The sequence below is a fragment of the Variovorax sp. YR634 genome, assembly GCF_900106655.1.
In the GTDB taxonomy this organism is placed as follows: domain Bacteria; phylum Pseudomonadota; class Gammaproteobacteria; order Burkholderiales; family Burkholderiaceae_C; genus Variovorax.
On sequence record NZ_FNOL01000010.1, the window covers coordinates 45,135 to 70,669 of the forward strand.

The following is a 25,535-nucleotide window of genomic DNA, read 5'->3' on the forward strand; positions in this document are numbered from 1 at the left end:
TTATCGCTGCCTGAAAACCGCGCGTCAGGCGGCGGCAGCCAGCGTCGTCGACTCGCTCGTGTACGCACGCACCAGGCGCAGCAGTTCCTCTTCCGAGTACGGCTTGCCGAGATAGTGGTTCACGCCTAGCGTGCGCGCGTAGTCGCGGTGCTTCTCGGCGATGCGCGAGGTGATCATGATGATCGGCAGCTCGGCCAATGCGGCGTCGGCGCGGATGTTGCGGGCCAGGTCGAAGCCGTCCATGCGCGGCATCTCGATGTCCGACAGCACCACCGCCGGGCGCTCCTGCTGCAGCCGTTCGAGCGCCTGCAGGCCGTCGGCCGCGAGCGACACGCGATAGCCTTCGCGCTGCAGCAGACGCTGCGTGACGCGGCGCACGGTGATGGAGTCGTCTACCACCAGCACCAGCGGAATCTGCGGTGCCACCGGGGCCAGCACCGGCAACGGCTCCTGCGGCGCGCCCTGCCCAGCCGTGGCCGATGCGGCTTGCGCCGGCGCCACCAGCGCGGCGGCCTGGCGCTCGCGCGCCTGTTCGCCGTGCACCGCGGCCAGCGCCACCGGGTTGTAGATCAGCGCCACCGCGCCCGAAGCCAGCACCGAGATGCCGGCCAGGCCGGGCAGCCGCGCAAGTTGCGGGCCGAGGTTCTTGACCACGACTTCCTGGTTACCCAGCACTTCGTCCACGTGCAGGGCCACGCGCTGCGCGGCGCTTCGCACGACCACGATCGTGTTGTTCTTGGCGCCCGCATGCTCGCTGCGGGTCGAGGCTTGCAGCAGCGCGCCGGCCCAGTAGAACGGCACCTGTTCGTGGCCGAAGGGATGGCTGTTGTGCAGGTAGGCGGCCTCGAGGTCGGTTCCGCCCACGCGCTGCACCAGTTCCACCAGGTTCGACGGCACGCCGATCGACACCTCGCCCGCGCGCAGCATCACCACGTGCGTCACGGCGGTGGTCAGCGGCAGCACCAGCTTGAAGGTGGTGCCCTGGCCCGGGTTGCTGTGCGTTTCGATGCGGCCGCCGAGCGCCGCGATCTGCGCGCGCACCACGTCCATGCCGATGCCGCGGCCGGCCAGTTCGGAGACCTGGCCCGCCGTCGAGAAGCCGGGCTTGAAGATCAGCTCGGTGGCTTCTTCGGCCGACAGCTCCTGGTCGTGGCCGAGCAGGCCGAGGGCGCGGGCGCGCTCGGCGATGCGCTTGTTGTCGAGGCCGGCGCCGTCGTCGCGGAAGCTCACCGAGACGTCGTTGCCTTCATGGTGCAGGTCGATGACGATCAGGCCGCTGGCGTCCTTGCCGGCCTTCTCGCGCACGGCCGAATCCTCGATGCCGTGGGCCACGCAGTTGCGCAGCAAGTGCTCGAAGGCGGGCGTCATGCGGTCCAGTACGCCGCGGTCCATTTCGATGGAGCCGCCGACGATGTCCAGGCGCACCTGCTTGCCGGTGTCCTTCGAGGCCTGGCGCACCACGCGGTAGAGGCGGTCGGAGATGCCTTCGAATTCCACCATGCGCGTGCGCAGCAGGCCGCGCTGCAGTTCGCGCGTCTGGCGCGCCTGCACGCTGAGGTCGTCTTCCGTCGCCTGCACCGTCTTTTGCAGCGTGCGCTGCACGGTGGCCACGTCGTTCACCGACTCGGCCATCATGCGCGTGAGTTCCTGCACGCGGGTGAAGCGGTCGAACTCCAGCGGGTCGAAGCCCTGTTGCGAGTCCTTGGCTTGCGCCAGGCGGGACTGCATCTGGCTTTCGGCCTGCACTTCGATGTCGCGCAGCTGCTGGCGCAGGCGGTCCAGGTTGCCCGTGAGGTCGGACAGCGAGCCGCGCAGCTGGCCCAGTTCGGCCTCCAGGCGCGAACGCGTGATGATGACCTCGCCAGTCTGCGCGACCAGGCGGTCGAGCAGCTGGGTGCGGATGCGCACGGCCTGGCCCGTTGCGGCACGCAGGGGCGTGAGCAGTGCGGGCGCAGGGCGCGGTTGCAGCGTCGTGGGTGCGGCCGGTGCGGCAGCGACGGATTCTGCGTCTTCCAGGCTCGCCACGGGGGCGGCGGTTTCGTCGTTCGCCGGCACGCCGGCTTCGGGCGCCACCTGCAGCAGCTGGGCGGCGGATGCGGTCGCGGTGGCCGCGGCCACGATCTGGGCCAGCTCGACCTGCGTGGCATCGTCGGCCGCGCGCAGTGCGTCGAAGGTGGCCTGCAGGGCGTCGAGGCGCGTCAGCAGCTTTTCGATGTCGGCCCGTTCCGCGCCCTGGGAACCCAGGACTTCGATCTCGGACTCCATGCGGTGCGCGCGCTCGCCAAGGCGCATGGCGCCGGCCAGCCGCGCGCTGCCCTTGAGCGTGTGCAGCGTGCGCAGCACCGAGGCGCGCGGCGCGCTGTCGTCGGGGTGATGCGCCCACTGGCGCAGCGCCTCGCCGAGCTGGGGCAGCAGTTCGGCCGCCTCTTCCTCGAAGATCGGAAACAGGTCGACGTCGACCGCGTCGGCCAGGTCGATGGCGTCTTCGGAATCGTCCAGCGCCACGTCGGCGACGGAATCGCTGACCACCACCTGCTGCAGCGGCCGGACTTCGGCGCGCATGGCAACTTCGGTCGGCATCGGCGAATTGGCGATGTCACGCAGCGCCTGCAGCGTGCCTTCGGCCGGATCACGCAGGAAGCCGACGGCGAACTGGTGCAGCAGGCGACGCAGCTCGTCGGCCGCGGCCACCAGCACCATGCCCTGCTCACGCGTGCCGCTGCCCTGCATTTGCAGATGCTGCAGCGCGGCTTCGAACAGGCGGGCCATGCCCGACAGGCTGTGGAAGCCGACCGTGGCCGAGCTGCCGGCCAGCGAGTGGGCCAGCGCAACGGTCGAGTCGGGCAGGCGTTCGTGCGATTCGAGCGCCCATTCGCCGACGTCGGTGGCGAGCTGGCGCGACCATTCGTCGGCCTCGTTGAGGTAGACGTTGTAGAGCTGGATGCCGATGCGCAGCGGGCCGATGACCTTGACCTGGTCTTCGGCGCTTTCCTGCTGCGCAGCTGGCGCAGCGGCCACGACAGGTTCGGGCGCTTCTGCTTCTGTTTCTTTGTCGGCAACGAGGATCTGCGGTTCTTCAGGCACCGGGGGTGCTTCGAAGATGGGCACGAGCACCTCTTCGGCAACCGCCGGGGCGGGCAGTTCGGGCTCGGGCTCCGGCTCTGCTTCGGCCACCGGTTGCGGCTCGGGTGCGGCGACCGGCTCTTCCGGTTCTTCTTCGTGCAGCGGCAGTGCCGCGGCTTCGATGACTTCGGGCTCGGCTGCAACAACGGTAGGAGCCTGCACGGGCAGCGGCTCGGGCTCCCAGTCCAGGTCGGGCAGGCCGGCCGTGGTCGGCACGGTGGCTTCGATCGATTCGATGACTGGAGCGGGCTCTGCCGGCTCCGGCTCGGCGGCGGCAGGCGTCTTCGCGGGGGGCGCCAGGAAATCGAACTCCTCGCCGCTCGGCAAGGCTTCAAGCGCTGCGGGCTCGGTGGTCTGCTTCGCTTCGAAATCGATGAAGTCGGTCGATGCGAAATCGTCGTCGGGCTCGGGCGTGGCAGCCTTCTCGGGCTCCTGCCATGCCACGGTTTCGAACGGCACCTCGGGTGCCGCAGCCGGTGCGGGAGCTTCCGAGGTAAGCGACAGGTCCGGCAGATCGGGCAATTGCAGGGGCGGCAGCTGCGCCGCCACCGGCGCCGCAACTTCGAGCGGCGCTGGCGCGGAATGAGGCGCTTCGGCCGCGATGTGGCGCGCGGCGACCGCCAGGGCCTCCGCATCGGCCACGCGCACCGGCGGGGGCACGGGCTCGCCGGCCAGCAGCGCGTTGGCCACGCGGCTGAACGGTGCCGACTGCCAGCCGTGTGCGGAGCCCGAGGCAATGGCCTCGACCCACTGGCTGAAGTCCTTCATCGTGCGTTCGGTGGCCGACAGCAGTTCCGGCGTGGCGGCGCGCTGGTCGGCCAGCCAGGTGTTGAGCACCTGTTCGAGCGACCAGGCGGCGTCGCCGAAGTCGGTGAGGCCGACCATGCGCGAGCTGCCCTTGAGCGTGTGGAAGGCACGACGCAGGATCGTGAGTTCTTCGGTGTCGTCCGGGTAGCTGGCGAGTTCGGCGATGGCGGCCAGGCCGTTCTGCACCACCTCGCGGGCTTCGTCGAGGAAGATGTTCTGCAGGTCGTCTTCTTCGAGCTCGGTGACTTCGGTGTCGGGCAGCGCGGACGGACCGGAAATCTTGTTCGTCCAGCTGTCGGCCTTGCTGCTGAACTCCTCGATCGGCGAAACCTTGGCCTTGCGGTTGGGCGTGGCGAGCGCGGCGAGCTTCGAGGCGATCTGTGCGTCGACTTCCTCGATGCTGAGCACGGCCTGGGCGACCGGAGCCGGGCTCGGGGCGGCGCCGTCGGCAGCAGTGCTGTCGGTGGCCTGGCGGCCCATCAGCGGCTTGAGTTCACCGGCTTCGGCGTCGAACACGAACAGGCGCTTGGCCAGCGCGGGCTGGTAGCCCAGCATGTCGATCAGGAAACCGAGCGCGCCGAGGTTGTTGCCCAGCGCGTCGAAGCCGGCCATTTCTTCGGCCGGCGAGGTGCTGACGAGCATCGCCTCGACGTCGTCGCGCATGCGCTGAACGGTGAGCGCGGCCTGGTCGAGGCCGAGCACGGAAAACACACCGCGCATCTGCAGGAGCTGCGTCGGCACGGTGCGCAGCAGGCCCTTTTCGGCCGGGCGGCGGAAATACTGGTCGAGCGATTTTTCGAGTTCGCTCAGGTGGCTGCGCAGCTCGTCGACCACGGTGCCCATGGTCTGGCGGTCGCTCACGCGGCGATAGAGGTCTTCCATCCACGGCTCGAGCGGCTCGGAATGGCCGCCCGCGCGCACGCGTTCGATGCGGCCCGCCAGCTGCAGGGTACGCGAGGTGAGCTGCGGATCGCTTGGGTCCAGATCTTCGAGCGCGGCTTCCAGGTAGAGCACCGAGGTGGCGACTTCCATCGCGAGTTCGGTGCCCGGGGCCTGGCCGGAGCGCACGGAGGCTTCGACCGAATGGGTCAGCGCCTGCACCATCGGCAGGCTCGGCGGGTGCAGCTTCTGCAGCGATTCGCCGAGCTGCGCGAAGGTGTCGGCCACCTGGCGCGTGCGGGTGATGTCGCCGCCCGAGAGGCCCGACCACATTTCCTTGGCGGTCTCGATACGCTTGCGCGCTTGTTGCAACACCAGCGGATCGAAGCGGCCGAACTGCTCGACGGTGTAGTCAATGCGCTGTTCGCCGGCGATGCCCCAGGCGCTGCGCACGGTGCGCAGCGTGGCGGCGTCGTCGCTGGCGGTGGGCACGGCCTGCGCGCAGAAGAACAGCAGGTCTTGCCCGAGACGGTCGGACACGAGGCTGTCGCCGCGCGCGAGCGTGGCGTACTGCAGCAGCACGCGCGAGGCGGCGCGCTTGACGTAGGAATCGGGCGTGATCAGCCCGGTGGCCAGGGCTTCGAAAAAGCCGGCGGCCAGGGTCCAGAAGCTGGCGACGCGGGGCAGCAGAGCGCCGCGGCCGAGCCCCAGGCACAGCGCATGCAGCCGCCGAGCGGCCTGCACGTCGCCGGTCTTGACCAGTTGCAGCACTTCGCGGTCGAGCTTCGAGCGCACGGCCGGGTCATAGGCGATGGCGGCCTGCGTCAGCGCGGGCTTGACCTCGACCCAGCGCCAGGCGGTGCTCCACAGGTCGGCCGGGTGAACGCGCTCGTTGCCGACGAGCTCCAGCACGTCGCGGTACTGGGGAAACAGCGCCACCGACGACACGGGCTTGCCGGCCAGCAGGGCGTTGAGGAAATCGGTGACGGCGAAGCCGGCACGCTCGATCTTGACCACCGCGGCATCGGTGCAGCGCTGCGGTTCGGCAATGAAGCCCTGCACCGCGAACTCGATGGCGCCGAGCACCAGCGCGGGCGAGGAATGCCCCACCATCTGGAGCGCGCCAACGGCCTGGTGCAGTTGCTGGCGGGCCATCTGCAGCGGGCCGGCCTCGGGCTCGGCTGCGGCGTCCACGTCGCGCACGAAGCGCCGCAGCGACTTGCCTACACCGTCGAGGGATTTCTGGATTTCTCCCAGCACCCAGGCCAGCGGCCCGAGGTCTTCGGTGGCCGGCACGTTGCCGGCGAGGGGGGCCGTGGCAGGGGTTTGAATCGACACGTTGGGTGCTCGCCGTTCTTATCTATCTTGTGGGTCAGGCAATCTTGAAACGAGCCACCGAACGACGCAGTTCTTCGGCCATCTGCGACAGTTCGCGCACCTGCTGGGCGGTGGTGCGCGTACCTTCTCCGGTCTGTTCCGTCACGGCAAAAATGTGCTGGATGTTCGCGGCCACCACGTTGGCCGAATCGGCTTCGCGGGAGGCGGATTGCGAAATCTGCTCAATCAGGTCAGCGAGTCGGCGCGACACGCGGTCGATCTCGGACAGCGCGGTACCCGCGTTGTCGGACAGCTTGGCCCCTTCGACCACACCCTGCGTGGAGCGCTCCATGGCGCCCACGGCATCCTGCGTGTCGGTCTGAATCGCCTTCACCAGCGCCGAGATCTGGCGCGTGGCGTCTGCGGAGCGTTCGGCCAGTCGCTGAACTTCTTCCGCCACCACCGAGAAGCCTCGTCCGGCTTCACCGGCCGATGCGGCCTGGATGGCGGCGTTCAGGGCCAGCACGTTCGTCTGTTCGGTAATGTCCGAGATCAGCTCGGTGATTTCGCCAATCTCCTGCGAGGATTCGCCCAGGCGCTTGATCCGCTTGGAGGTTTCCTGGATCTGGTCGCGGATGGAGTTCATACCGCCGATGGCGTTCTGCACGGCCTGCAGACCCGAGGATGCAGCCTGCAGCGACTGGCGCGCCACCGTGGCGGACTCTTGCGCCTGGGTAGACACACCGTTGATTCGCTCGGCCATGGTCAGCACCGACTGGCCGGTTTCGCGAATTTCGCGCAGCTGTTCGGTAGAGGCGGCCAGCAGCTCGGTCGAGGTGCTTTCCACCTGCGACGTCGTCTGCGCCACGCGGGTTGCCGTGTTCTGCACGTTGCCCACCAGCAGTCGCAGTTCTTCCACCGTGTAGTTCACCGAGTCGGCGATGGCGCCGGTGATGTCCTCGGTCACGGTTGCTTCCTGCGTCAGGTCGCCTTCGGCCACTGTCTGCAGTTCGTTCATCAGCCGAAGAATGGCGGCCTGGTTGGCGTTGTTCACGCGGCCGGCTTCGTCGGAAGCCTGTTCGGCAGCCAGACGTTCGCGTTCGGCGACGGCGGCACGTTCACGGCCTTCGCGCACCTGCACGAAACCGATGGCGCCAGCGAGTGCCAGGGCGGCCAGCGACAGCACGAACAGCAGCACGATGGTGCCGGCGCCCAGGCCGGTGCGTGCGGAGAGCTTTTCCTGCAGGTCGCCGAGCGACTTACGCAGCGGCTCGCTGTCGGTCAGGATGGAAGCCTGCGCTTCACGCGCCGCCACCAGGCCCTGCAGGTTGCCCAGAATGGCCGAAGCCTGTGTGCGCATCTGCTCGTAGGTCTTCAGGATGGCTTCGAGCTGCTGGCGGGTCTGCGGGTCTTTCGAGCCGGGGAAGCGCTGCTGCGCGTTGCCGTCGAGCAGGCCGCGGGTGGTTTCCTGGAAGGTGTTCAGGTCCTTGCCCAGCAGGAACACGGCGTCGGGGTTCACGCCCTCGACCGTGAAGAACTCGTTGGTCGACTTGCCGATGCGCTGCGTCAGCATCACGAGCTGGCCGGCGGCCGAGATTTCAGGCAGCGTGGCGTTCTGCTGCATCTTCAGCGACGCGACGGTTTCCGTCATTTCGAGCAGCGTGGACGACTGCTGGTTGATGTCGCGCAGAGCGGCGCCCACCTGCGTCAGGATCTGGCGCTGGGCCAGCACGGCCTTGGCGCTGGCGTCGGCGCGGGTGACGAGAGGATTGATCTTGTTCATCTCCTCGTCGTACTGGTTGCCCACGCGTTCCAGGCGCAACGAGTCGTCGCCGTTGGTCAGGCCCTGTACGCGGCGCGAGAGGTCGTCGGCGCTGTCCTTCACTTCGACGAACGCCGAGGCGCTGCCGACGAGGGCCTGCGAGATCGACTTGGCAAGACGCTGCGACTGCATCAGCGACTGGCCGGTGGCCGCCACCTGCTGCGCCAGGCGTTCCGCGCGAAGAATGGCGGAGCCGGCAACCAGCAGCAGCAACAGCACCACGACGGCCAGCAGGATGGCCAGGATCCGCTGCTGCCTCGCCGGGTTGGAGCCCGCGCGGCCGCCGGTGGTGTCGGGCGCCGCTTCGGCAACCGTGGCGCCCGGCTCGTTGGCGGCGTCGCCGCCGCCGCCCGGCAGGTCGAGCTCGCCGAAGCTGGTGTCCGTGGTCACGGCACCTTTCCTGGCGAGGCGCACGGTTTTCTCGTCCGGAACCTGGACGGTATCGACATCGTCAAGCGATATCGTGGAACCGGAGCCATCGACGCGGGCCTTGTCGTTCCCGTTGTTCACGGGCAGTAATTTCTTGAACTTGTCGGCGATCGAGCTCACGGTCGGTCCTTCAGGTGGTTTCCGGTACGGCGTGCGGGAGCACTACGCACCAATACTCAAAAACTGGGGTTGCTGCGAAAGCGCTTGCAGGTTGACTTCCTGCCAGCGCTCCCCCGCTGCATCGGTAAACAGATGCCCATGCCAGGCAGGTGCTTCTGCGCCAGGAGGCTCGGACGCCGTAAAGGCCTCCGCCCCCCGCAACCCCGCCAGTCGATCGACCAGCAATGCGCAGTTGACTTCGAGCAGCTCGTTGAAAGCAACGAGCCGCGACTGGATGCGCGCCGCCTCGGTGGCGGCCAGCGCGACCGGGACGCCGGAGGCGAATGCCGACAGCTGCACGACGCCATAGAGGCCGCCGCGCAGGTTGGCAACGCCGAGGAACCACGGCTCCGTGTAGGGCACGGGCTGTGGCGGCGTCCAGGGAAAGATTTCGCCGGCGTGTCCCAGCGGAAAGAGGTATTTGCCCTCGCCCGCCTCGACCGCCAGCCACGTGGCAGCCACGCCCGTCGTGCGAGCGGCCTGCAGGCGGCTCGCCAGCCGGGACTGGAAGGCTCTCAGAGCATCGCGATTCGCCATGGACTCGGCAGGCTTTCGCTCAGTTCAGCGCGCTGATCTTGGACATCAGGTCGGCTGCGTTGACCGGCTTCACGATGTAGTCGCGTGCGCCCTGGCGCATGCCCCAGACGCGGTCGGTTTCCTGGTTCTTGCTGGTGCACAGGATGATCGGGATCGCCGCGTACTTCGGGTCGCGGGCAATGGCGCGCGTGAGCTGGAAGCCGTTCTGGCCGGGCATCACGACGTCCATGAGGATCAGGTCGGGGTGGTCTTCTTCCAGGCGGCGCATGGCGTCGTCGGCGTTTTCAGCCGTCTTGACGGCAAAGCCGTTCTTCTGGAGGAGGTCGGTCAGGAACACCAGTTCCGTCTTGGAGTCGTCGACGACGAGGATTTTGCGAATAGGCATTACTGCACTTCCTGTTGAACGATGCCAAACTGCTGCACGGCCTGCAGCAGCTGGTCTTTGGTGAAAGGCTTGGTCAGGTAGTCTTGCGATCCGACCATACGGCCGCGGGCCTTGTCGAATACACCGTCTTTCGAAGACAGCATGACGACCGGAACGTTGGAAAAATGGGCGTTGCGCTTGATGATGGCGCAGGTCTGGTAGCCGTCGAGCCGCGGCATCAGGATGTCGCAGAAAATCAGATGCGGCTTGTGGTCGTTAACCTTGGAGAGCGCGTCGAAGCCGTCCTCCGCAAGAAGAACCTCGTGCCCACCCTGCTTCAGAAAAATCTCGGCACTGCGCCGGATGGTATTGCTGTCGTCAATGACAAGCACCTTGTAACCTGATCCATTCGGGCCCATTGCAAACGCTCCTGCTCATGAGACTTGGAAGCCCGCCGCGCCGAACATCGACGCAGACCGCGTAGCTCTATCTATGCCATGCTTTCAGATTTCAACCATTTCGAAGTCTTCCTTGCGCGCACCGCACTCAGGACAGGTCCAGTTCATCGGGACATCGGCCCAGGCCGTGCCTGCCGCGATGCCGTCTTCCGGTACACCAACCGCTTCGTCATAGATCCACCCACAAATCAGGCACATCCAAGTTTTCGTATTCATCGGAGCTTAAAGTCCTTGTTCATTAAATGCAACGAGTGTATCTATGCGTATCTCACTGGCAGACGGTAAACGTCGCGCCTATGCCACCATCCAGGGGATTCCGCCCGGCGTATGACCATCTACTTACTTCCAGCAGACAAAACCCGCAAACCGGGCGATCTTAACGACCCCTCGCAGGATGAAGGCGAGCTGGCCGAGCGCGACCTGAATCCTCCCTGCGTGCTGGTATTCAACGCCAGCGACCCCAGCGGTGCGGGCGGGCTGGGCGCCGACGCCCTCGCCATGGCGTCGGTGGGCGCTCACGTCCTGCCCGTCGTCACAGGCGCCTACGCCAGGGACACGGCCGAGATTTTCGACCACTTTCCCTTCGACGAGGAAGCCATCGCCGAGCAGGCGCGCGCCATCCTGGAGGACGTGGAAGTCCAGTTGATCAAGGTGGGCTTTGCCGGCACCCCCGAGGCCCTGAGCACCATCGCCGAGACCGCCGCCGACTATCCCGAGGTGCCCGTGGTGGCCTACATGCCCAACCTTTCGTGGTGGGACGAGAACCTGATCGAGCCCTATCTGGACGCTTTTCGGGAGCTGGTTTTGCCTCAGACAACGGTGTTGGTTGGAAACCACAGTACTCTGTGGCGCTGGCTGCTTCCGGACTGGAACGGCGAGCGTCCGCCCGGTGCGCGCGACATTGCCAAGGCCGCCGGCGAGTTCGGCGTGCCCTACACGCTGGTAACCGGCATGGTGCTGCCCGAGCAGTTCATCGACAACGTTCTGGCCTCGCCGCAGTCGGTGCTCGCCAACGAGAAGTACGAACGGCTCGAAGCCGTCTTCGCCGGCGCCGGCGACACCCTGTCGGCCGCCCTGGCCGCCCTGCTCGCAAGCGGCACCGACCTCGTGGCCGCGACCACCGAGGCGCTGGCCTACATGGACCGCTGCCTCGACGCGGGCTTCCGCCCCGGCATGGGCCACGTGCTGCCCGACCGCCTGTTCTGGGCCGAGCCCGAGGACGACGAAGACGATGAAGACCCGGACGCCGCGCCGGACTTCGCCCTCCCCCCACACGACACCCGACACTGATGACCGACCGCAACGACATTCTTTTCGAGCGCGCCCGCGCCGTGATCCCCGGGGGCGTCAACTCGCCCGTACGCGCCTTCAAGGCCGTGGGCGGCACGCCCCGCTTCATCCAGCGTGCGCAGGGCGCCTACTTCTGGGACGCCAACGACAAGCGCTACATCGACTACATCGGCTCCTGGGGTCCGATGATCCTGGGCCATGGCCACCCTGCCGTGGTCGAGGCGGTGCAGAAGGCCGTGCTCGAAGGCTTCTCGTACGGCGCGCCGACCGAGCGCGAGATCGAACTGGCCGAGGCCATCCTCGCGCTGGTGCCGTCGATGGAAATGGTGCGGCTCGTGAGCTCCGGCACCGAAGCCGCGATGAGCGCATTGCGCCTGGCGCGCGGCGCCACCGGCCGCAAGAGCATCGTCAAGTTCGAGGGCTGCTACCACGGCCACGCCGACGCACTGCTGGTGAAGGCCGGCTCCGGCCTCGCCACCTTCGGCAACCCGACCTCGGCCGGCGTGCCGCCCGAGGTAGTGCAGCACACCATCGTGCTCGAGTACAACAACCTGCAGCAGCTCGAAGAAGCCTTCGCCCTGCATGGCAGCGACATCGCCTGCCTGATGATCGAAGCCATTGCCGGCAACATGAACTTCGTGCGCGCCACGCCCGAGTTCGCCAAGCGCTGCCGCGAGCTCTGCACGCAGCACGGCGCCCTGCTGATCTTCGATGAAGTGATGACCGGCTTTCGCGTGGGCCTGCACGGCGCACAGGGCGTGCTGGGCATCAAGCCCGACCTCACGGTGCTCGGCAAGGTCATCGGCGGCGGCATGCCGCTCGCGGCCTTCGGTGGCCCGCGCGCGATCATGGAACAGCTCGCGCCGCTAGGCCCGGTCTACCAGGCCGGCACGCTGTCGGGCAATCCGGTGGCCACGGCATGTGGTCTTGCCACGCTGAAGGAAATTGCAAAGCCCGGCTTCTACGAAGCGCTTGGCAAGAAAACGCGCACGCTGGTCGATGGCCTGAAGGCGGCCGCCGCGGCCGAAGGCCAGCCCTTCAATGCCGACAGCGAAGGCGGCATGTTCGGCTTCTTCCTGATGAAGGACCTGCCGCAAAACTATGCCACCGTGATGACAACCGACAACGCGAAATTCAATGCGCTGTTTCACGGTTTGCTCGATCGCGGCGTGTATATTGCCCCCGCGCTTTACGAGGCAGGCTTCGTGAGCGCAGCCCACAGCGACGACGACATCGCCGCCACCATCGAAGCCGCAAGACAAATCTTCAGGACGCCCTAGCCCATGAACTCCCTGCGCACGTTGCCGGTCCTGAGCATCGCTCTTCTCATTCCCGGCTTCGCATCAGCGCAGGAGTCCTTCGACCCGAAGAACATCTGGATCAACCCGGGCTTCTATTCGGCGCACTTCGACGGCGGCAAGGGCCTGGAGAACGTCAACCAGGGGCTGGGCTTCGAGTACCCGCTGAACGACACATTCCGGGTCACCGCGGGCACCTTCCGCAACAGCGATCGCCGGCAGTCGAACTACGTGGGCCTGTATGTGTTGCCCGTCGAGTTCTACGGCGTGAAGTTCGGCGCCGTGGTCGGCGGCTTCGACGGCTATCCCAACTACCGCAACGGCAACTGGTTCCCGGCCATCCTTCCGGTGGCTGCCATCGAGGGCAAGAGCTGGGGCCTCAATATCGCCTACGTGCCGACGATCAAGAACCGGCTGTATGGCGCCATCACCTTCCAACTGAAGTACCGCTTCGGAGAATAGGCTCGCCCCCAGGCTTCGCGCACTTCGTGTCGCTTCGCCAACCCCCACCGGGGGCAACACCTGCGGCCCGGCAAAGCCGGTTCCGCGGTGTTCTTGAAGGAGCGTCGTCAGTGCCTGAAGTGGCGCACGCCCGACAGCACCATCACCACGCCGCGCTCGTCGGCGGCATCGATCACTTCCTGGTCGCGCATCGAGCCACCCGGCTGAATGACGCAACTCGCGCCCGCATCGACCACCACGTCGAGGCCGTCGCGGAACGGGAAGAAGGCGTCGCTGGCGACGGCAGTGTCCTTCAGCGACAGGCCGGCGTGCTCGGCCTTGATGCTGGCGATGCGCGCCGAATCGAGGCGGCTCATCTGGCCCGCGCCCACGCCCATGGTCATGCCGTTGGCGCAGAACACGATCGCGTTGCTCTTCACGTACTTCGCGACCTTCCATGCGAAGAGCAGGTCTTGCAGTTGCTGCGGCGTAGGCTGCTTCTTGCTGACCACCTTGAGGTCGCTGGCCGCGAGCTCATGGTTGTCGGCGGTCTGCATCAACAAGCCTGAGCCGATGCGCTTCACGTCCATCGCATTGCGGCCGTTGTCCCAGTCGCTCGCGCCGCCCGGCGGCAGCGATATCTTGAGAATGCGCACGTTCTGCCGGTTCTTGGTCGCCTGGAACAGCTCCAGTGCCTCGGGCGTGTAATCGGGCGCCATCAGCACTTCGACGAACTGCTTGGAGATCTCCTGGGCCGTCGCGCCGTCGACCGGTCGATTGAAGGCAATGATGCCGCCGAAGGCCGAGGTCGGGTCGGTCTTGAAGGCCTTGCCGTAAGCCTCGGCAGCATCCTTGCCGATGGCAACGCCGCAGGGGTTGGCGTGCTTCACGATCACGCAGGCCGGCACATCGAAGCTCTTCACGCATTCCCATGCAGCATCAGCGTCGGCGATGTTGTTGTAGCTGAGCTCCTTGCCCTGCAGCTGCTTCGCCGACACGAGCGAACCGGGCGCCGGATACAGGTCGCGGTAGAACGCGGCCTGCTGGTGCGGGTTCTCGCCGTAGCGCAGGTCCTGCACCTTCACGAAGCGGCCGTTGCTTTGCGCGGGGAACAGCGAGCGCTTGGGCGCGGGCTGGCCGATGCTGGCGTCGAAGTCGATGGCCGAGAGGTAGTCGCTGATGGCACCGTCGTAGTCGGCGATGCGGTTGAACGCGGCCACCGAAAACGCGAACTTGGTCTTGTCGCTGAGCTTGCCGTCGGCCTTCAGCTCGGCGAGCGCCACTGCGTACTGCGATGCGTCGGTGAGCACGCCCACGTCCTTCCAGTTCTTGGCCGCGCTGCGCACCATGGCCGGGCCGCCGATGTCGATGTTCTCGATCGCGTCTTCGAGCGTGCAGCCGGGCTTGGCCACGGTGGCTTCGAACGGGTACAGGTTGACCACCAGCAGGTCGATGGTGTCGATGCCGTGTTCCTTGATGGCCGCCACGTGCGCGGGCAGGTCGCGGCGCGCGAGCAGGCCGCCATGGATCTTCGGGTGCAGCGTCTTCACGCGGCCATCGAGCATCTCCGGAAAGCCGGTGTGGTCGGCAACTTCGGTGACGGGCAGGCCAGCATCGGCCAGCAGCTTGGCGGTGCCGCCGGTGGACAGCAGCTTGATGCCCAGCGCATGCAGCGCCTGGGCGAATTCGAGAATGCCGGTCTTGTCGGAAACGGAGATGAGTGCGGTCTGGGCCATTGGATATGCCGTGGAGTTATTTCAAAAGTTTGTGTTCAACGAGCTTCTTGCGAAGCGTGTTGCGATTCAGGCCCAACCATTGCGCGGCTTTGGATTGATTGCCTTCCGCGCGCGTCATCACGACGTCGAGCAGGGGTTTCTCGACCACGCGCACGAGCATCTCGTACATGCCGTCGGGTTCGGTGCCACGCAGATCGCGAAAGTAGCTGTCCAGACTGGTGCGCACGCAGTCCTCGATATGTTTCTTGCTCATTGCTTCTTCTCTTTTTCTCAATCGACGGCGCAAGCCGCCTCCTCTTCACCTGGCGACGCCTCTTCGTCCGCCAAGTGCTGCACGGGCATGCGGTCCATGCGGTCCGCCAGCCCGTCGAAATAGTCGCCGACCGCGCGCAGCTGCTCGGCACAGTCCTCGATGGTGTTCATGCGTGCGCGAAACGCTTCGCCGTCGGGCAGCGTGCGCACATACCAGCCGATGTGCTTGCGCGCCGTGCGCACACCGCTGTAGTCGCCGTAAAGCGCATAGTGCTCCACGAGATGGTCGAGCAGCAAGCGGCGCACCTCAGCGACCAGCGGCGGCGCGCGGTGCGTGCCCGTTTCCAGGAAGTGCGCGATCTCGCGGAAGATCCACGGGCGGCCCTGCGCGGCGCGGCCGATCATCACAGCGTCGGCGCCGGTGGCCGCAAGCACGTCGCGTGCCTTCTCGGGCGAGCGGATGTCGCCGTTGGCCACCACCGGCACGCGCACCGCGGCCTTCACGGCGGCGATGGTGTCGTACTCGGCAAAGCCCTTGTAGCCCTGCTCGCGCGTGCGGCCGTGCACCGTGAGCATCTGCACGCCGGCCGATTCGAAATCGCGCGCGAGCTTCACCGCGTTGCGGTGCTCCTGGCTCCAGCCGGTGCGCATCTTGAGCGTGACCGGCACGCCGAAAGGCTGCGCGGCATCGACCACGGCCTGCACGATTTCAAGCGCCAGCGGCTCGTCGCGCATCAGCGCAGAACCCGCCCACTTGTTGCAGACCTTCTTGGCCGGGCAGCCCATGTTGATGTCGATGATCTGCGCACCACGCTCGATGTTGTAGACCGTGGCCTCGGCCATCATGGCCGCATCGGTGCCTGCGATCTGCACCGCAATGGGGCCCGGTTCGCCATCATGGTTCGCGCGGCGCGACGTCTTGAGCGTGCCCCAGAGTTCCTTGCGCGACGTGACCATCTCGCTGACCGCGTAGCCAGCGCCGAGTTCGCGGCACAGCATGCGGAAGGGCCGGTCCGTCACGCCGGCCATGGGCGCGACGAACAGGCGGTTTTCCAGCGTGTGGGTGCCGATCTGCAAGGTCATTGGAAAGAGGAGCGTGCGCGTTCGGCTGCTGAAAAATGAGGCACGATTGTAGCCACGCCGCATTTCAGCGACTGAAACGATTTGCGCCCTGGGTACCCGTACAAACACCGGTGCATTCCGGGGCTTTCTCCTGCGGGGTTGCGAAGCAAGCGCTGCCTATACTGCGCCGACCTTATGCAAGCCTGGCTCGACTCCCTCATGGCGCTGCTGGCGCTGCCGCAGTACGGTCTCTCGACCTTGTTCGTGGCGGCGTTCGTCTCCGCGACGCTACTGCCGGTGGGCTCCGAGCCCTTTCTCTTCGGGCTGCTCAAGCTCAACCCCGACATGTTCTGGCCGGCCATCGCGGTGGCGACCATAGGCAACACGCTGGGGGGCGCAGTCGACTGGTGGATGGGCTACGGAGCGCACAAGGTGGCCGACAAATACTCGCACTCGAAACATCATGTGCGCGTTCTGGGCTGGCTGGAGCGGCTCGGCCCGAAGGCCTGCCTGCTGAGCTGGCTGCCGCTGGTGGGCGACCCGCTGTGCGCGGTCGCGGGTTGGCTCAAGCTGCCGTTCTGGCCATGCGTTGCCTACATGGCCGTGGGCAAGTTCCTGCGCTACATCACCATGACGGTGGCGCTGCTGCAGATCTTCTGATCAGTTCAACAAGGCGTAGGGGCCGCCGCGTTCGAGCGCGCGCTTGTACGCGGGACGCGCGTGGATGCGCTCCAGGTATGCCATCAGCTTCGGCCGCTTTGCATCGAGTCCGCCGCGCGCCTGCGCGGCTTCGACCACGAAGCTCATCTGGATGTCCGCGCCCGTGAACTCGTCGCCGGCGAACCATTCGCTCTTGCCGAGTTCGGCTTCCATGTAGTTCAGATGGCTTGCGATGTTCGGGTTGATGAACGCCGACTTCGCCTTGGCCGAGATGGCCTTGGCGATCGGCTTCGCGAAGAAAGGCATCTTGCTCGTCTCGATGCGATCGAACACCAGCTTGAGCAGCAGCGGCGACATCGCCGTGCCTTCGGCAAAGTGCAGCCAGTAGCGATAGCGCAGCGCCTCCGGCGAACCGGCCGCGGGCGCGAGGCGACCGTGGCCGTAGCGCTCGACGAGCGTCTCGATGATCGCGCCCGATTCCGCAAGCGTGAGTCCGTCATCCGTCGTTACCACCGGTGACTTGCCCAGCGGATGAATGGCCCGCAGCGAAGCGGGCGCCAGACTGGTTTGCGGATCGCGCTGGTAGTGAACGATCTCGTACGGCAGCTCGAGTTCTTCGAGCAGCCAGAGCACACGCTGCGAGCGCGAGTTGTTGAGGTGGTGGACGGTGAGCATGAAGGCGGGCCTTGCAGGAAAAATAGGGCGCGCGCAGTCTACCCAAGAAACCGGCCTTGGCGACCCAGCCGGATGTGCGGGCCGGCGGCTGCCAGCACTGTGCTCGACGCCTACTTCACCCCGGCCTTGCGCAGTTCGTCAGCCGTGATGCGGACTGATTTCTGGCCACGTTGCACCACGATGGCAGTGTTGGTGCGCACTGCGGCTTCTCGCGCTTCCCGTGCGGCGCGCCGAATCGCGATCAGCGAAGCGGCCAGGTCCTTGTCCTTTGCTTGCATCAGCTGTTCACGGGTCATGGTGCTTCTCCCCATTCGATGAGATCTGGCTCTTCGCCAGCGTTGTCGTACAGCGCCCAGGCATCCACCGCAGCGCGATAACGGTCGTCAAAATTCCGATGCCCCGCCTCGAAACGACGGCGAATCACATCTTCAGGAATATGATGCCCGCCTTGCCGGACACGTTCCGCCACGCGCGCGACTGCAAATTCTGCCGTCGGAAGCGCCAGAAAGAAAAGGCTCACGTGATAGCCAGACTTCCTCCATGCGCCGATGTGGCGCAGATAGCTCAGTCCCGACAACGTGGTCTCGAAAGCAAAGCTCTCCCGACGACGAACGCACTCGGCAATCTCTTCCAGCATCAATCGCCCGGCCTTGATGGCTTCGGCCTCCGGCGCGAAGGGTGACAGCCCGGCGGCGATCAGATCCGCATTGATGAAACGCGAGATTTGCGCTTCCTGCGGAAGGAAAGCGCGGGCGAAGGCAGTCTTTCCCGCCCCGTGGGGGCCCGCAATGATGACGATCTTGGGAAGGCTCATCAACGGAGCATTTCGCTCGGGAGAGTGGCGTCAGGAGCTGAACAGGAAGTTCATCACGTCGCCATCTTTCACGACGTATTCCTTGCCTTCAGAACGCATCTTCCCCGCGTCCTTGGCGCCCTGCTCGCCCTTGAAGGCGATGTAGTCCTCGAACGCGATGGTCTGGGCGCGGATGTAGCCCTTCTCGAAGTCGCCGTGGATCACGCCGGCCGCCTGCGGGCCGGTGTCGCCGATGTGGATGGTCCATGCACGCACTTCCTTCACGCCGGCGGTGAAATACGTCTGCAGGCCCAGCAGCTTGAAGGCCGCGCGGATCAGGCGGTTCAGGCCCGGCTCTTCCTGGCCGATCTCGGCGAGGAACATCTTCTTGTCTTCGTCGTCCATCTCGGCCAGGTCGGCTTCGATCTTGGCGCAGATGGCGACCACGGGCGCGCCCTGCTTGGCCGCGTATTCGCGCAGGCGGTCGAGATACGGGTTGTTCTCGAAGCCGTCTTCCGCCACGTTGCCCACGAACATCGCGGGCTTGGCGGTGATCAGCGTGAAGCTCTTGACCAGCGGCAGCTCTTCCTTGGTGAAGTCGAGCGCGCGCACCGGCGTGTTCTCGTTCAGCGCGGCCTGGCAGCGCTCGAGCAGGCCGACCAGCTTTTGCGCGTCCTTGTCGCCGGAACGGGCCACCTTGGTGTGACGGTGCAGCGCCTTCTCGACCGTGGCCAGGTCGGCCAGGCAGAGTTCGGTCTGGATCACTTCGATGTCGGAGATCGGGTCGACCTTGCCGGCCACGTGGATCACGTTCTCGTCGTCGAAGCAGCGCACCACGTTGACAGTGGCGTCGGTCTCGCGGATGTGCGCCAGAAACTTGTTGCCCAGGCCTTCGCCGGTGCTGGCACCGGCCACCAGGCCAGCGATGTCGACGAACTCGACGATGGCGGGCACCACGCGCTCCGGCTTGACGATCTCGCTCAGTTGCGCGAGACGGGGGTCGGGCACTTCCACCACGCCCACGTTGGGCTCGATGGTGCAGAACGGATAGTTTTCCGCCGCGATGCCGGCCTTGGTCAACGCATTGAAAAGGGTGGATTTACCGACGTTGGGCAGGCCGACGATGCCGCATTGCAAACTCATGGGAGGTCCTCTTGGGTAACCCGCGATTTTAGGCGAGCATGGTTGCAGGCCCGTCCGGCAGGTCTTCGAGCTCGCATTTGCTTGCTCAAAACCTCAGGGTTAGCACCGACCGGCAAACGTTTGCGCAAACGTTTCCCTCAGCTAACATCGGAGCCCCCGGCAAAGACCGGCGCACCGTTCTGATCAACCACCTCAGGAGACATTCACCATGAAGTTCACCCGCCGTACCCTGCAAAGCGCCGCCGCACTCACGCTGCTGGGCGCCATGGCCGGAACACCCGCCCTCGCCCAGGACAAGCCCAAGGTCGCGCTGGTCATGAAGTCGCTGGCCAACGAGTTCTTCCGCACCATGGAAGACGGCGCCAAGGCGCACCAGAAGGCCCATGCCGCCGAATACACGCTGGTGGCCAACGGCATCAAGGACGAGACCGACACCTCCGCCCAGATCAAGATGGTCGAGCAGATGGTGGCGCAGAAGATCAACGCGCTGGTCATCGCTCCGGCCGATTCGAAGGCGCTGGTGCCGGTGATCAAGGCGGCCATCGACAAGGGCATCCTGGTGGTCAACATCGACAACCAGCTCGACGGTGCCGCACTGAAGGAAAAGGGCATCCTGGTGCCGTTCGTGGGCCCCGACAACCGCGCCGGCGCCAAGCTGGTGGGCGACGCGCTCGCCAAGGAGCTGAAGGCGGGCGACAAGGTCGGCATCATCGAAGGCGTGTCGACCACCTTCAATGCGCAGCAGCGCACGCTGGGCTACCAGGACGCAATGAAGGCCGCCGGCGTGACGGTGGTGGGCGTGCAGTCCGGCCAGTGGGAAATCGACAAGGGCAACACCGTGGCCGCCGGCATGATGCGCGAGCACCCCGACCTGAAGGCCCTGCTCGCCGGCAACGACAGCATGGCGCTGGGCGCCGTGGCTGCGGTCAAGGCCGCGGGCAAGACCGGCAAGGTGCTGGTGGTGGGCTACGACAACATCGGCGCCATCAAGCCGATGCTGAAGGACGGCCGCGTGCTCGCCACCGCCGACCAGTTCGCCGCCAAGCAGGCCGTGTTCGGCATCGAGACCGCGCTGAAGGCCATCGCCGACAAGAAGAAGCAGTCGGAGATGCCCGCCGAAGTGAAGACCGACGTGGTGCTGGTCACCAAAGACTCGAAGTAAGCACACAGCAAGAGAAAGTACAGACGTTGACAGCATCCGCCGCCATGAATCTCACAACGGCCATGCCCGTGCTCTCGCTGAGCGCCATGGGCAAGGACTATGCGGCGCCGGTGCTGGACGACGTCTCGCTCGTGCTCAACGCCGGCGAAGTGCTGGCCCTCACGGGCGAGAACGGCGCCGGCAAGAGCACCCTGTCGAAGATCGTCTGCGGCCTGGTGCAGCCCACGCGCGGCCAGATGCTGCTCGACGGCAAGCCCTTTGCGCCCGGTTCGCGCCGCGACGCCGAGCGGCTGGGCGTGCGCATGGTCATGCAGGAACTCGGCCTCGTCACCACGCTGTCGGTGGCCGAGAACCTGCTGCTCGACCGGCTGCCCAACAAGACCGGCTGGATCCGCCGCAGCAAGCTGCACGAGCTGGCCGCGCGCCAGCTCGCCAAGATCGGCATGGAGAACATCGACCCGGCCACGCCCGTGGCGCGGCTGGGCATCGGCCAGCAGCAGATGGTGGAGATCGCGCGCAACCTGCAGGACGACACGCGCGTGCTGGTGCTCGACGAGCCCACCGCCATGCTCACCCCGCGCGAAACCTCGCACCTGTTCGAGCAGATCGAGCTGCTGAAGGCGCGCGGCGTGGCCATCGTGTACGTGTCGCACCGCCTCGAGGAACTGCAGCGCATCGCCGACCGCGTGGCGGTGCTGCGCGACGGCCGGCTGGTGGACGTGCGCGCCATGGCCGGCGTGCGCGAATCCGAACTGGTGCAGCGCATGGTCGGCCGTGCGGTGCACGAGCACGAGGGCCGCGACCGCCGCGTGGCCGGCCCCGTGTTGCTGAGCGCGCGCGGCATCGGCCGGGCGCAGGTCGTGCGCGACGTCGACATCGACCTGCGCGCGGGCGAAGTCATGGGCCTGGCCGGCCTGGTCGGCTCGGGCCGGACCGAACTGGTGCGGCTGCTGTTCGGCGCCGACCGCGCCGACCGAGGCGAGATCACCCTTTATGAAAACGGCCAGCCCACGAAGCACGCGCGCAAGGGCTGGCGCTCGCCGATGCAGGCCATCCGCGCGGGCATCGGCCTCGTCACGGAAGACCGCAAGTCCCAAGGCCTGCTGCTGACGCAATCGATCCGCGTCAACGCCACGCTGAGCGATCTTGGCGCTATCTCGCACGCCGGCTGGCTGCAGCGCGCCAAGGAGCGCAGCATTGCGCAGAAGCTGGTTGAACTGCTGCGCATCCGTTCGCGCAGCATCGAACAACCGGTTGCCACGCTCAGCGGCGGCAACCAGCAGAAGGTGGTGTTCGCGCGCTGGCTGCACCGCGAATGCAAGGTGCTGCTGCTCGACGAGCCCACGCGCGGCGTGGACGTGGGTGCGCGCGCCGACCTGTACGCCGAACTCGACCGCATGACCGACGCCGGCAAGGCGCTGCTGATGGTGTCGAGCGACCTGCGCGAACTGATGGCCATGTGCGACCGCATCGGCGTGATGAGCGCCGGCCGGCTGGTCGCGGTGTTCGAGCGCGGCGAGTGGACCGAACAATCGCTGCTGGCCGCAGCATTCAGCGACGCGACAGGACGCGCCGCCAGCCCGCCGACGGTATCCCCCGTTTCCGATTCGACCCCGGTCACCGCCGACACACAATGAACGCCGAAGCCTCCACCAAACAAAACCCGCCGGCCTCGCCCTCCGCACTCAAGGGCCAGCTCGGCACCTACCTGGGCCTGACGGTCGTGCTCGTGGGCATGATCGCGCTCTTCGGCTCGCTGAGCGAATACTTCCTGACGCGCGAAACCTTCGTCTCCATCGCGAATGAAATTCCCGCGCTGGCCGTGATGGCGGTCGGCATGACCTTCGTGCTGATCATCGCGGGCATCGACCTGTCCGTCGGCTCGGTGCTGGCGCTGAGCGCGGCCGTCACGGCGGCGGCCATCCTCGAATGGAAGCTCTCGGTGCCTGTGGCCGCAGTGCTCGGCCTCGTTACCGGGCTCATCTGCGGCACGGTCACGGGCGCGGTGTCGGTCGCATGGCGGCTGCCGAGCTTCATCGTCTCGCTGGGCATGCTCGAAGCGGTGCGCGGCGGCGCCTACCTCGTGACCGATTCGCGCACGCAGTACGTGGGCGACGCCATCTCGGGCCTGGCCGCGCCGTGGATCGGCGGCATATCGGCCGCCTTCGTGCTGGCGGTGGTGCTGGTCGTCATCGGGCAGATGGTGCTCACGCGCACGGTGTTCGGCCGCCACGTGGTGGGCATCGGCACCAATGAGGAAGCCATGCGCCTGGCGGGCATCGACCCGCGCCCCATCCGCATCATCGTGTTCGCCGTTACCGGGCTGCTGGCCGGGCTCGCAGGGCTGATGCAATCGGCGCGCCTCGAAGCGGCCGACCCCAATGCCGGCGTCGGCATCGAGCTGCAAGTGATCGCTGCCGTGGTCATCGGCGGCACCAGCCTCATGGGCGGGCGCGGCTCGGTGATCAACACCTTCTTCGGCGTGCTGATCATCGCGGTACTCGAAGCCGGCCTTGCGCAGGTTGGCGCGAGCGAGCCGAGCAAACGCATCATCACCGGCGCCGTGATCGTGGTAGCGGTGATCATCGACACCCTCCGCCAGCGCCGCGCCGACCGCCGTCTGGCCTGACGACAGCATCCCGCCCCACCAGGAACAGGAAAAGCCATGGCCACCATCAAGGACGTCGCACTCAAGGCGGATGTGTCCGTCACCACCGTGTCGCACGTGGTCAACGATACCCGCCACGTGAGCGCCAAGGTGCGCGAGCGCGTGGAGCTCGCCATCCGCGAGCTGGGCTACGTGCCCAACGCGATGGCACGCAGCCTGAAGAGCAACACCACCTCGACGCTGGGCATGCTGATTCCCAACAGCTCGAACCCCTACTTCGCCGAGATCGTGCGCATCGTGGAAGACCGCTGCTTCGGCGCCGGCTACACGCTGGTGCTGTGCAACACCGACGACGAACCCCACCGCCAGAGCGTCTACCTGCAGGTGCTGGCCGAGCGCCGCATCGACGGGCTGATCGTGGTGTCGACCGGCGCGGGCGACGACGACTCCCTCATGAAGCAGCTGCGCGGCCTGCGCATGCCTACGGTGCTGGTCGACCGAGAGATCGCCGACCCTGCCTGCGACCTGGTGGAAACCGCGCACATGCAGGGCGGCCTGCTCGCGGTGCGGCACCTGCTGTCGCTCGGCCACAAGCGCATTGCCTGCATCGGCGGGCCGGTGGGCGTGATGCCGAGCGAGCAGCGCATCGAGGGCTGGCGCATGGCGCTGGCCGAGACCGGCGCAACACCCGACATCGCGAATGCCGAAGCGCTGCTGTGGCGCGGCGGCTTCACCAGCCAGGGCGGCTACGAGGCGATGCATGCCATTCTTCGCACCGAGCGCAAGCCCTCGGCCGTGTTCGTCTGCAACGACCTGATGGCCATCGGCGCGCTGCGTGCCGCGCATGAAAGCGGCGTGCGGGTGCCCGACGAACTCTCGATCGTCGGCTTCGACGACATCGAACTCTCGGCCTACACAAGCCCCCCGCTCACCACCGTGGCGCAGCCCAAGGAGCGCATCGGCGCGCTGGCGGTCGACATGCTGCTCGAACGCGTCGGCGGCAAGCGGCGCGATGCGCGCAAGGTGGTGCTGCAGCCCGAGCTGCGCGTGCGCGCCTCGACCGCCCGGCACGCGAGCTTCCGCGAGCCCGCAGCTCCTGTCGCGACCGAAACGCCTTCAACGGAAACCCGAAAGTCCCGCACCCCGTGAGCCTGAAGCCTTCTTCTTCCACCAGTTCCTCCCAGGCGCCGCGCATCGTGGTGCTCGGCAGCCTCAACATGGACCTGGTGCTGCGTGTGCCGCACGCGCCGGCCGCGGGCGAGACCCTGCTGGGCCATTCGATTGCCAACATTCCCGGCGGCAAGGGCGCCAACCAGGCCGTGAGCTGCGCGCGCGAAGGCGGCCAGGTGCAAATGATCGGCTGCGTCGGCGACGACGCGCACGGCCAGTCGCTGCGCCAGGCATTGGAGCGCGACGGCATCGACACTGCCGCGCTGCGCACCGTGGCGGGCGAGCCGACCGGCACGGCGCTGATCCTCGTGGAGGACAGCGGCCAGAACCGCATCGTGATGATTCCCGGCGCCAATGCGCGGTTCGAGATCGACGAAGCCGCGCTGAAGCAGCAGGTGCAGGGCGCGGCCTTCCTCGTGACGCAGTTCGAGACGCCGATGGACCAGGTCGCGCGCGCCATTGCGGTGGCGCATGGTGCGGGCTGCAAGGTGCTGCTCAACCCGTCGCCGGTGCAGGCGATCGCCGAACCGCTGTGGCCGCAGATCGACACGCTGGTCGTCAACGAAATCGAGGCGCAGACGCTGTGCGGCCAGTCCGCCGACAGTCCGCAGGAAGCGGCCCAGGCCGGCCAGGCCCTGCGCGCCAAGGGCATTGCGCGCGTGGTCGTCACGCTCGGCGCGCGGGGCGCCGTGGCAGTCGATGCCGACGGCGCGCGTCACCATCCCGCGCCGAAGGTGCAGGCGGTCGACACCACGGCCGCCGGCGACACCTTCCTGGGTGCGCTCGCAGTCGCGCTGGGCGAAGGCCAGCCCTTCGACGAAGCCGTGCGCCTGGGCATCCGCGCTGCCGCGCTGTGCATCCAGCAGCCCGGCGCCCAACCTTCCATTCCGCAGCGCGACGCCGTGCTGCGCAGCCCCCTGCCTCCCGACTGGATCAAGCTGTGAAACGCTCCCCCCTGCTGCATGCCGAACTGTCCCATGTGATCGCCTCGCTGGGCCATGGCGACATGCTCGTGCTCGGCGACGCCGGCCTGCCGATTCCCGACGGCCCGCGCCGCATCGACCTCGCCGTGGCGCGCGGCGTGCCGCAGCTCACCGACGTGCTGCAGGCCGTGCTGTCGGAGATGCAGGTGGAAGGCATCGTGGTGGCCGACGAGGCGCTGGGCGATGCGAAGAAGCTGCCGAGCTGGTATCCGCAGTCGCTGGGGATCGCGCCGCAGACGGTGTCGCACGAAGAATTCAAGCGCCGCACGGCAAAGGCGCGCGCCGTCGTGCGCACGGGCGAATGCACGCCCTACGCGAACATCATCCTGATCGCCGGAGTGAAGTTCTGAAGCGCCGGCCTGGCGCC

The 25,535-nt window shown here is 66.8% G+C and carries 23 protein-coding genes; 10 read left to right on the forward strand and 13 right to left on the reverse strand.

All coding sequences use genetic code 11. The annotated features are described in order from the left end of the window. Positions 1–24: 24 nt before the first annotated feature. From BLV60_RS17965 to BLV60_RS17990, 6 genes are all read right to left on the reverse strand, one after another. Positions 25–6,147 carry a hybrid sensor histidine kinase/response regulator gene (locus BLV60_RS17965; RefSeq protein ID WP_093056629.1) on the reverse strand — a complete coding sequence of 2,041 codons (6,123 nt, stop codon included), beginning with the start codon at positions 6,145–6,147 and terminating at the stop codon, positions 25–27. 34 nt (positions 6,148–6,181) lie between these two features. Then, positions 6,182–8,497: a methyl-accepting chemotaxis protein gene (locus BLV60_RS17970; protein ID WP_093056630.1), complete on the reverse strand. Its 2,316-nt coding sequence runs from the start codon at positions 8,495–8,497 to the stop codon at positions 6,182–6,184. A gap of 42 nt (positions 8,498–8,539) precedes the next feature. Continuing rightward, positions 8,540–9,073, reverse strand: a complete 534-nt coding sequence (locus BLV60_RS17975) for a chemotaxis protein CheW (RefSeq protein ID WP_093056631.1) — start codon at positions 9,071–9,073, stop codon at positions 8,540–8,542. 19 nt (positions 9,074–9,092) lie between these two features. Then, positions 9,093–9,458 (reverse strand): response regulator, encoded by a 366-nt coding sequence (locus tag BLV60_RS17980; RefSeq protein ID WP_093056632.1) that lies wholly within the window; start codon positions 9,456–9,458, stop codon positions 9,093–9,095. Then, entirely contained in the window at positions 9,458–9,856 is a 399-nt protein-coding gene (locus BLV60_RS17985) for a response regulator (RefSeq protein WP_021012487.1), read from the reverse strand. The genes BLV60_RS17980 and BLV60_RS17985 overlap by 1 nt, the downstream gene beginning before the upstream one ends. 84 nt (positions 9,857–9,940) lie before the next feature. Continuing rightward, a complete protein-coding gene (locus tag BLV60_RS17990; protein ID WP_007838397.1) occupies positions 9,941–10,111 on the reverse strand; it encodes a rubredoxin in 171 nt (56 codons plus the stop codon). Between the two features lie 111 nt (positions 10,112–10,222). Here BLV60_RS17990 and BLV60_RS17995 point away from each other — a divergent pair, with 111 nt between their 5' ends. Genes BLV60_RS17995 through BLV60_RS18005 form a run of 3 tightly spaced genes read left to right on the forward strand, consistent with a single transcriptional unit; the run spans position 10,223 to position 12,945 of the window. After that, on the forward strand, positions 10,223–11,185 hold the full coding sequence (locus BLV60_RS17995) for a bifunctional hydroxymethylpyrimidine kinase/phosphomethylpyrimidine kinase (protein WP_093056633.1): 963 nt from the start codon (positions 10,223–10,225) through the stop codon (positions 11,183–11,185). Then, positions 11,185–12,465 (forward strand): glutamate-1-semialdehyde 2,1-aminomutase, encoded by a 1,281-nt coding sequence (gene hemL / locus BLV60_RS18000; protein WP_093056634.1) that lies wholly within the window; start codon positions 11,185–11,187, stop codon positions 12,463–12,465. The genes BLV60_RS17995 and hemL overlap by 1 nt, the downstream gene beginning before the upstream one ends. A gap of 3 nt (positions 12,466–12,468) precedes the next feature. Further along, positions 12,469–12,945, forward strand: coding sequence for a hypothetical protein (locus tag BLV60_RS18005; RefSeq protein WP_093056635.1), 477 nt, complete (start codon positions 12,469–12,471; stop codon positions 12,943–12,945). 107 nt (positions 12,946–13,052) lie between these two features. Here BLV60_RS18005 and purH read toward each other — a convergent pair whose 3' ends face one another. From purH to dusB, 3 genes are read right to left on the reverse strand one after another with little or no spacing between them, the layout of a single operon-like run. Further along, positions 13,053–14,660 carry a bifunctional phosphoribosylaminoimidazolecarboxamide formyltransferase/IMP cyclohydrolase gene (gene purH / locus BLV60_RS18010; RefSeq protein ID WP_093056636.1) on the reverse strand — a complete coding sequence of 536 codons (1,608 nt, stop codon included), beginning with the start codon at positions 14,658–14,660 and terminating at the stop codon, positions 13,053–13,055. Between the two features lie 16 nt (positions 14,661–14,676). After that, the gene (locus BLV60_RS18015; protein ID WP_007838304.1) at positions 14,677–14,913 is read right to left on the reverse strand and encodes a Fis family transcriptional regulator; all 237 of its coding nucleotides are present in this window, start codon (positions 14,911–14,913) and stop codon (positions 14,677–14,679) included. A gap of 17 nt (positions 14,914–14,930) precedes the next feature. After that, on the reverse strand, positions 14,931–15,995 hold the full coding sequence (dusB, locus tag BLV60_RS18020) for a tRNA dihydrouridine synthase DusB (protein ID WP_093056637.1): 1,065 nt from the start codon (positions 15,993–15,995) through the stop codon (positions 14,931–14,933). A 174-nt stretch (positions 15,996–16,169) separates the two neighbouring features. Here dusB and BLV60_RS18025 point away from each other — a divergent pair, with 174 nt between their 5' ends. Beyond that, a complete protein-coding gene (locus tag BLV60_RS18025; protein ID WP_093056638.1) occupies positions 16,170–16,634 on the forward strand; it encodes a YqaA family protein in 465 nt (154 codons plus the stop codon). Here BLV60_RS18025 and BLV60_RS18030 read toward each other — a convergent pair whose 3' ends face one another. From BLV60_RS18030 to ychF, 4 genes are all read right to left on the reverse strand, one after another. Beyond that, on the reverse strand, positions 16,635–17,309 hold the full coding sequence (locus BLV60_RS18030; RefSeq protein WP_093056639.1) for a glutathione S-transferase: 675 nt from the start codon (positions 17,307–17,309) through the stop codon (positions 16,635–16,637). It lies immediately after the preceding gene. 110 nt (positions 17,310–17,419) lie between these two features. Then, positions 17,420–17,605, reverse strand: a complete 186-nt coding sequence (locus BLV60_RS18035) for a hypothetical protein (RefSeq protein WP_093056640.1) — start codon at positions 17,603–17,605, stop codon at positions 17,420–17,422. Then, positions 17,602–18,123, reverse strand: coding sequence for an ATPase (locus tag BLV60_RS18040; protein WP_093056641.1), 522 nt, complete (start codon positions 18,121–18,123; stop codon positions 17,602–17,604). Before BLV60_RS18040 ends, BLV60_RS18035 begins: the two co-directional genes overlap by 4 nt. A gap of 30 nt (positions 18,124–18,153) precedes the next feature. After that, positions 18,154–19,245 carry a redox-regulated ATPase YchF gene (gene ychF / locus BLV60_RS18045; protein ID WP_093056642.1) on the reverse strand — a complete coding sequence of 364 codons (1,092 nt, stop codon included), beginning with the start codon at positions 19,243–19,245 and terminating at the stop codon, positions 18,154–18,156. A gap of 208 nt (positions 19,246–19,453) precedes the next feature. On the opposite strand from ychF, the gene BLV60_RS18050 reads away from it, so the two are divergent. Genes BLV60_RS18050 through rbsD form a run of 6 tightly spaced genes read left to right on the forward strand, consistent with a single transcriptional unit; the run spans position 19,454 to position 25,518 of the window. Beyond that, on the forward strand, positions 19,454–20,407 hold the full coding sequence (locus BLV60_RS18050; RefSeq protein ID WP_093056643.1) for a sugar ABC transporter substrate-binding protein: 954 nt from the start codon (positions 19,454–19,456) through the stop codon (positions 20,405–20,407). 44 nt (positions 20,408–20,451) lie between these two features. After that, a complete protein-coding gene (locus BLV60_RS18055) occupies positions 20,452–22,044 on the forward strand; it encodes a sugar ABC transporter ATP-binding protein (protein ID WP_093056644.1) in 1,593 nt (530 codons plus the stop codon). Beyond that, positions 22,041–23,036: an ABC transporter permease gene (locus BLV60_RS18060; RefSeq protein ID WP_093056645.1), complete on the forward strand. Its 996-nt coding sequence runs from the start codon at positions 22,041–22,043 to the stop codon at positions 23,034–23,036. The genes BLV60_RS18055 and BLV60_RS18060 overlap by 4 nt, the downstream gene beginning before the upstream one ends. A gap of 36 nt (positions 23,037–23,072) precedes the next feature. Then, positions 23,073–24,164 carry a LacI family DNA-binding transcriptional regulator gene (locus BLV60_RS18065; RefSeq protein WP_093056646.1) on the forward strand — a complete coding sequence of 364 codons (1,092 nt, stop codon included), beginning with the start codon at positions 23,073–23,075 and terminating at the stop codon, positions 24,162–24,164. Next, positions 24,161–25,129: a ribokinase gene (gene rbsK, locus BLV60_RS18070; protein WP_093056647.1), complete on the forward strand. Its 969-nt coding sequence runs from the start codon at positions 24,161–24,163 to the stop codon at positions 25,127–25,129. Before BLV60_RS18065 ends, rbsK begins: the two co-directional genes overlap by 4 nt. Then, on the forward strand, positions 25,126–25,518 hold the full coding sequence (rbsD, locus tag BLV60_RS18075; RefSeq protein WP_093056648.1) for a D-ribose pyranase: 393 nt from the start codon (positions 25,126–25,128) through the stop codon (positions 25,516–25,518). Before rbsK ends, rbsD begins: the two co-directional genes overlap by 4 nt. The last annotated feature ends 17 nt before the right edge of the window (positions 25,519–25,535 follow it).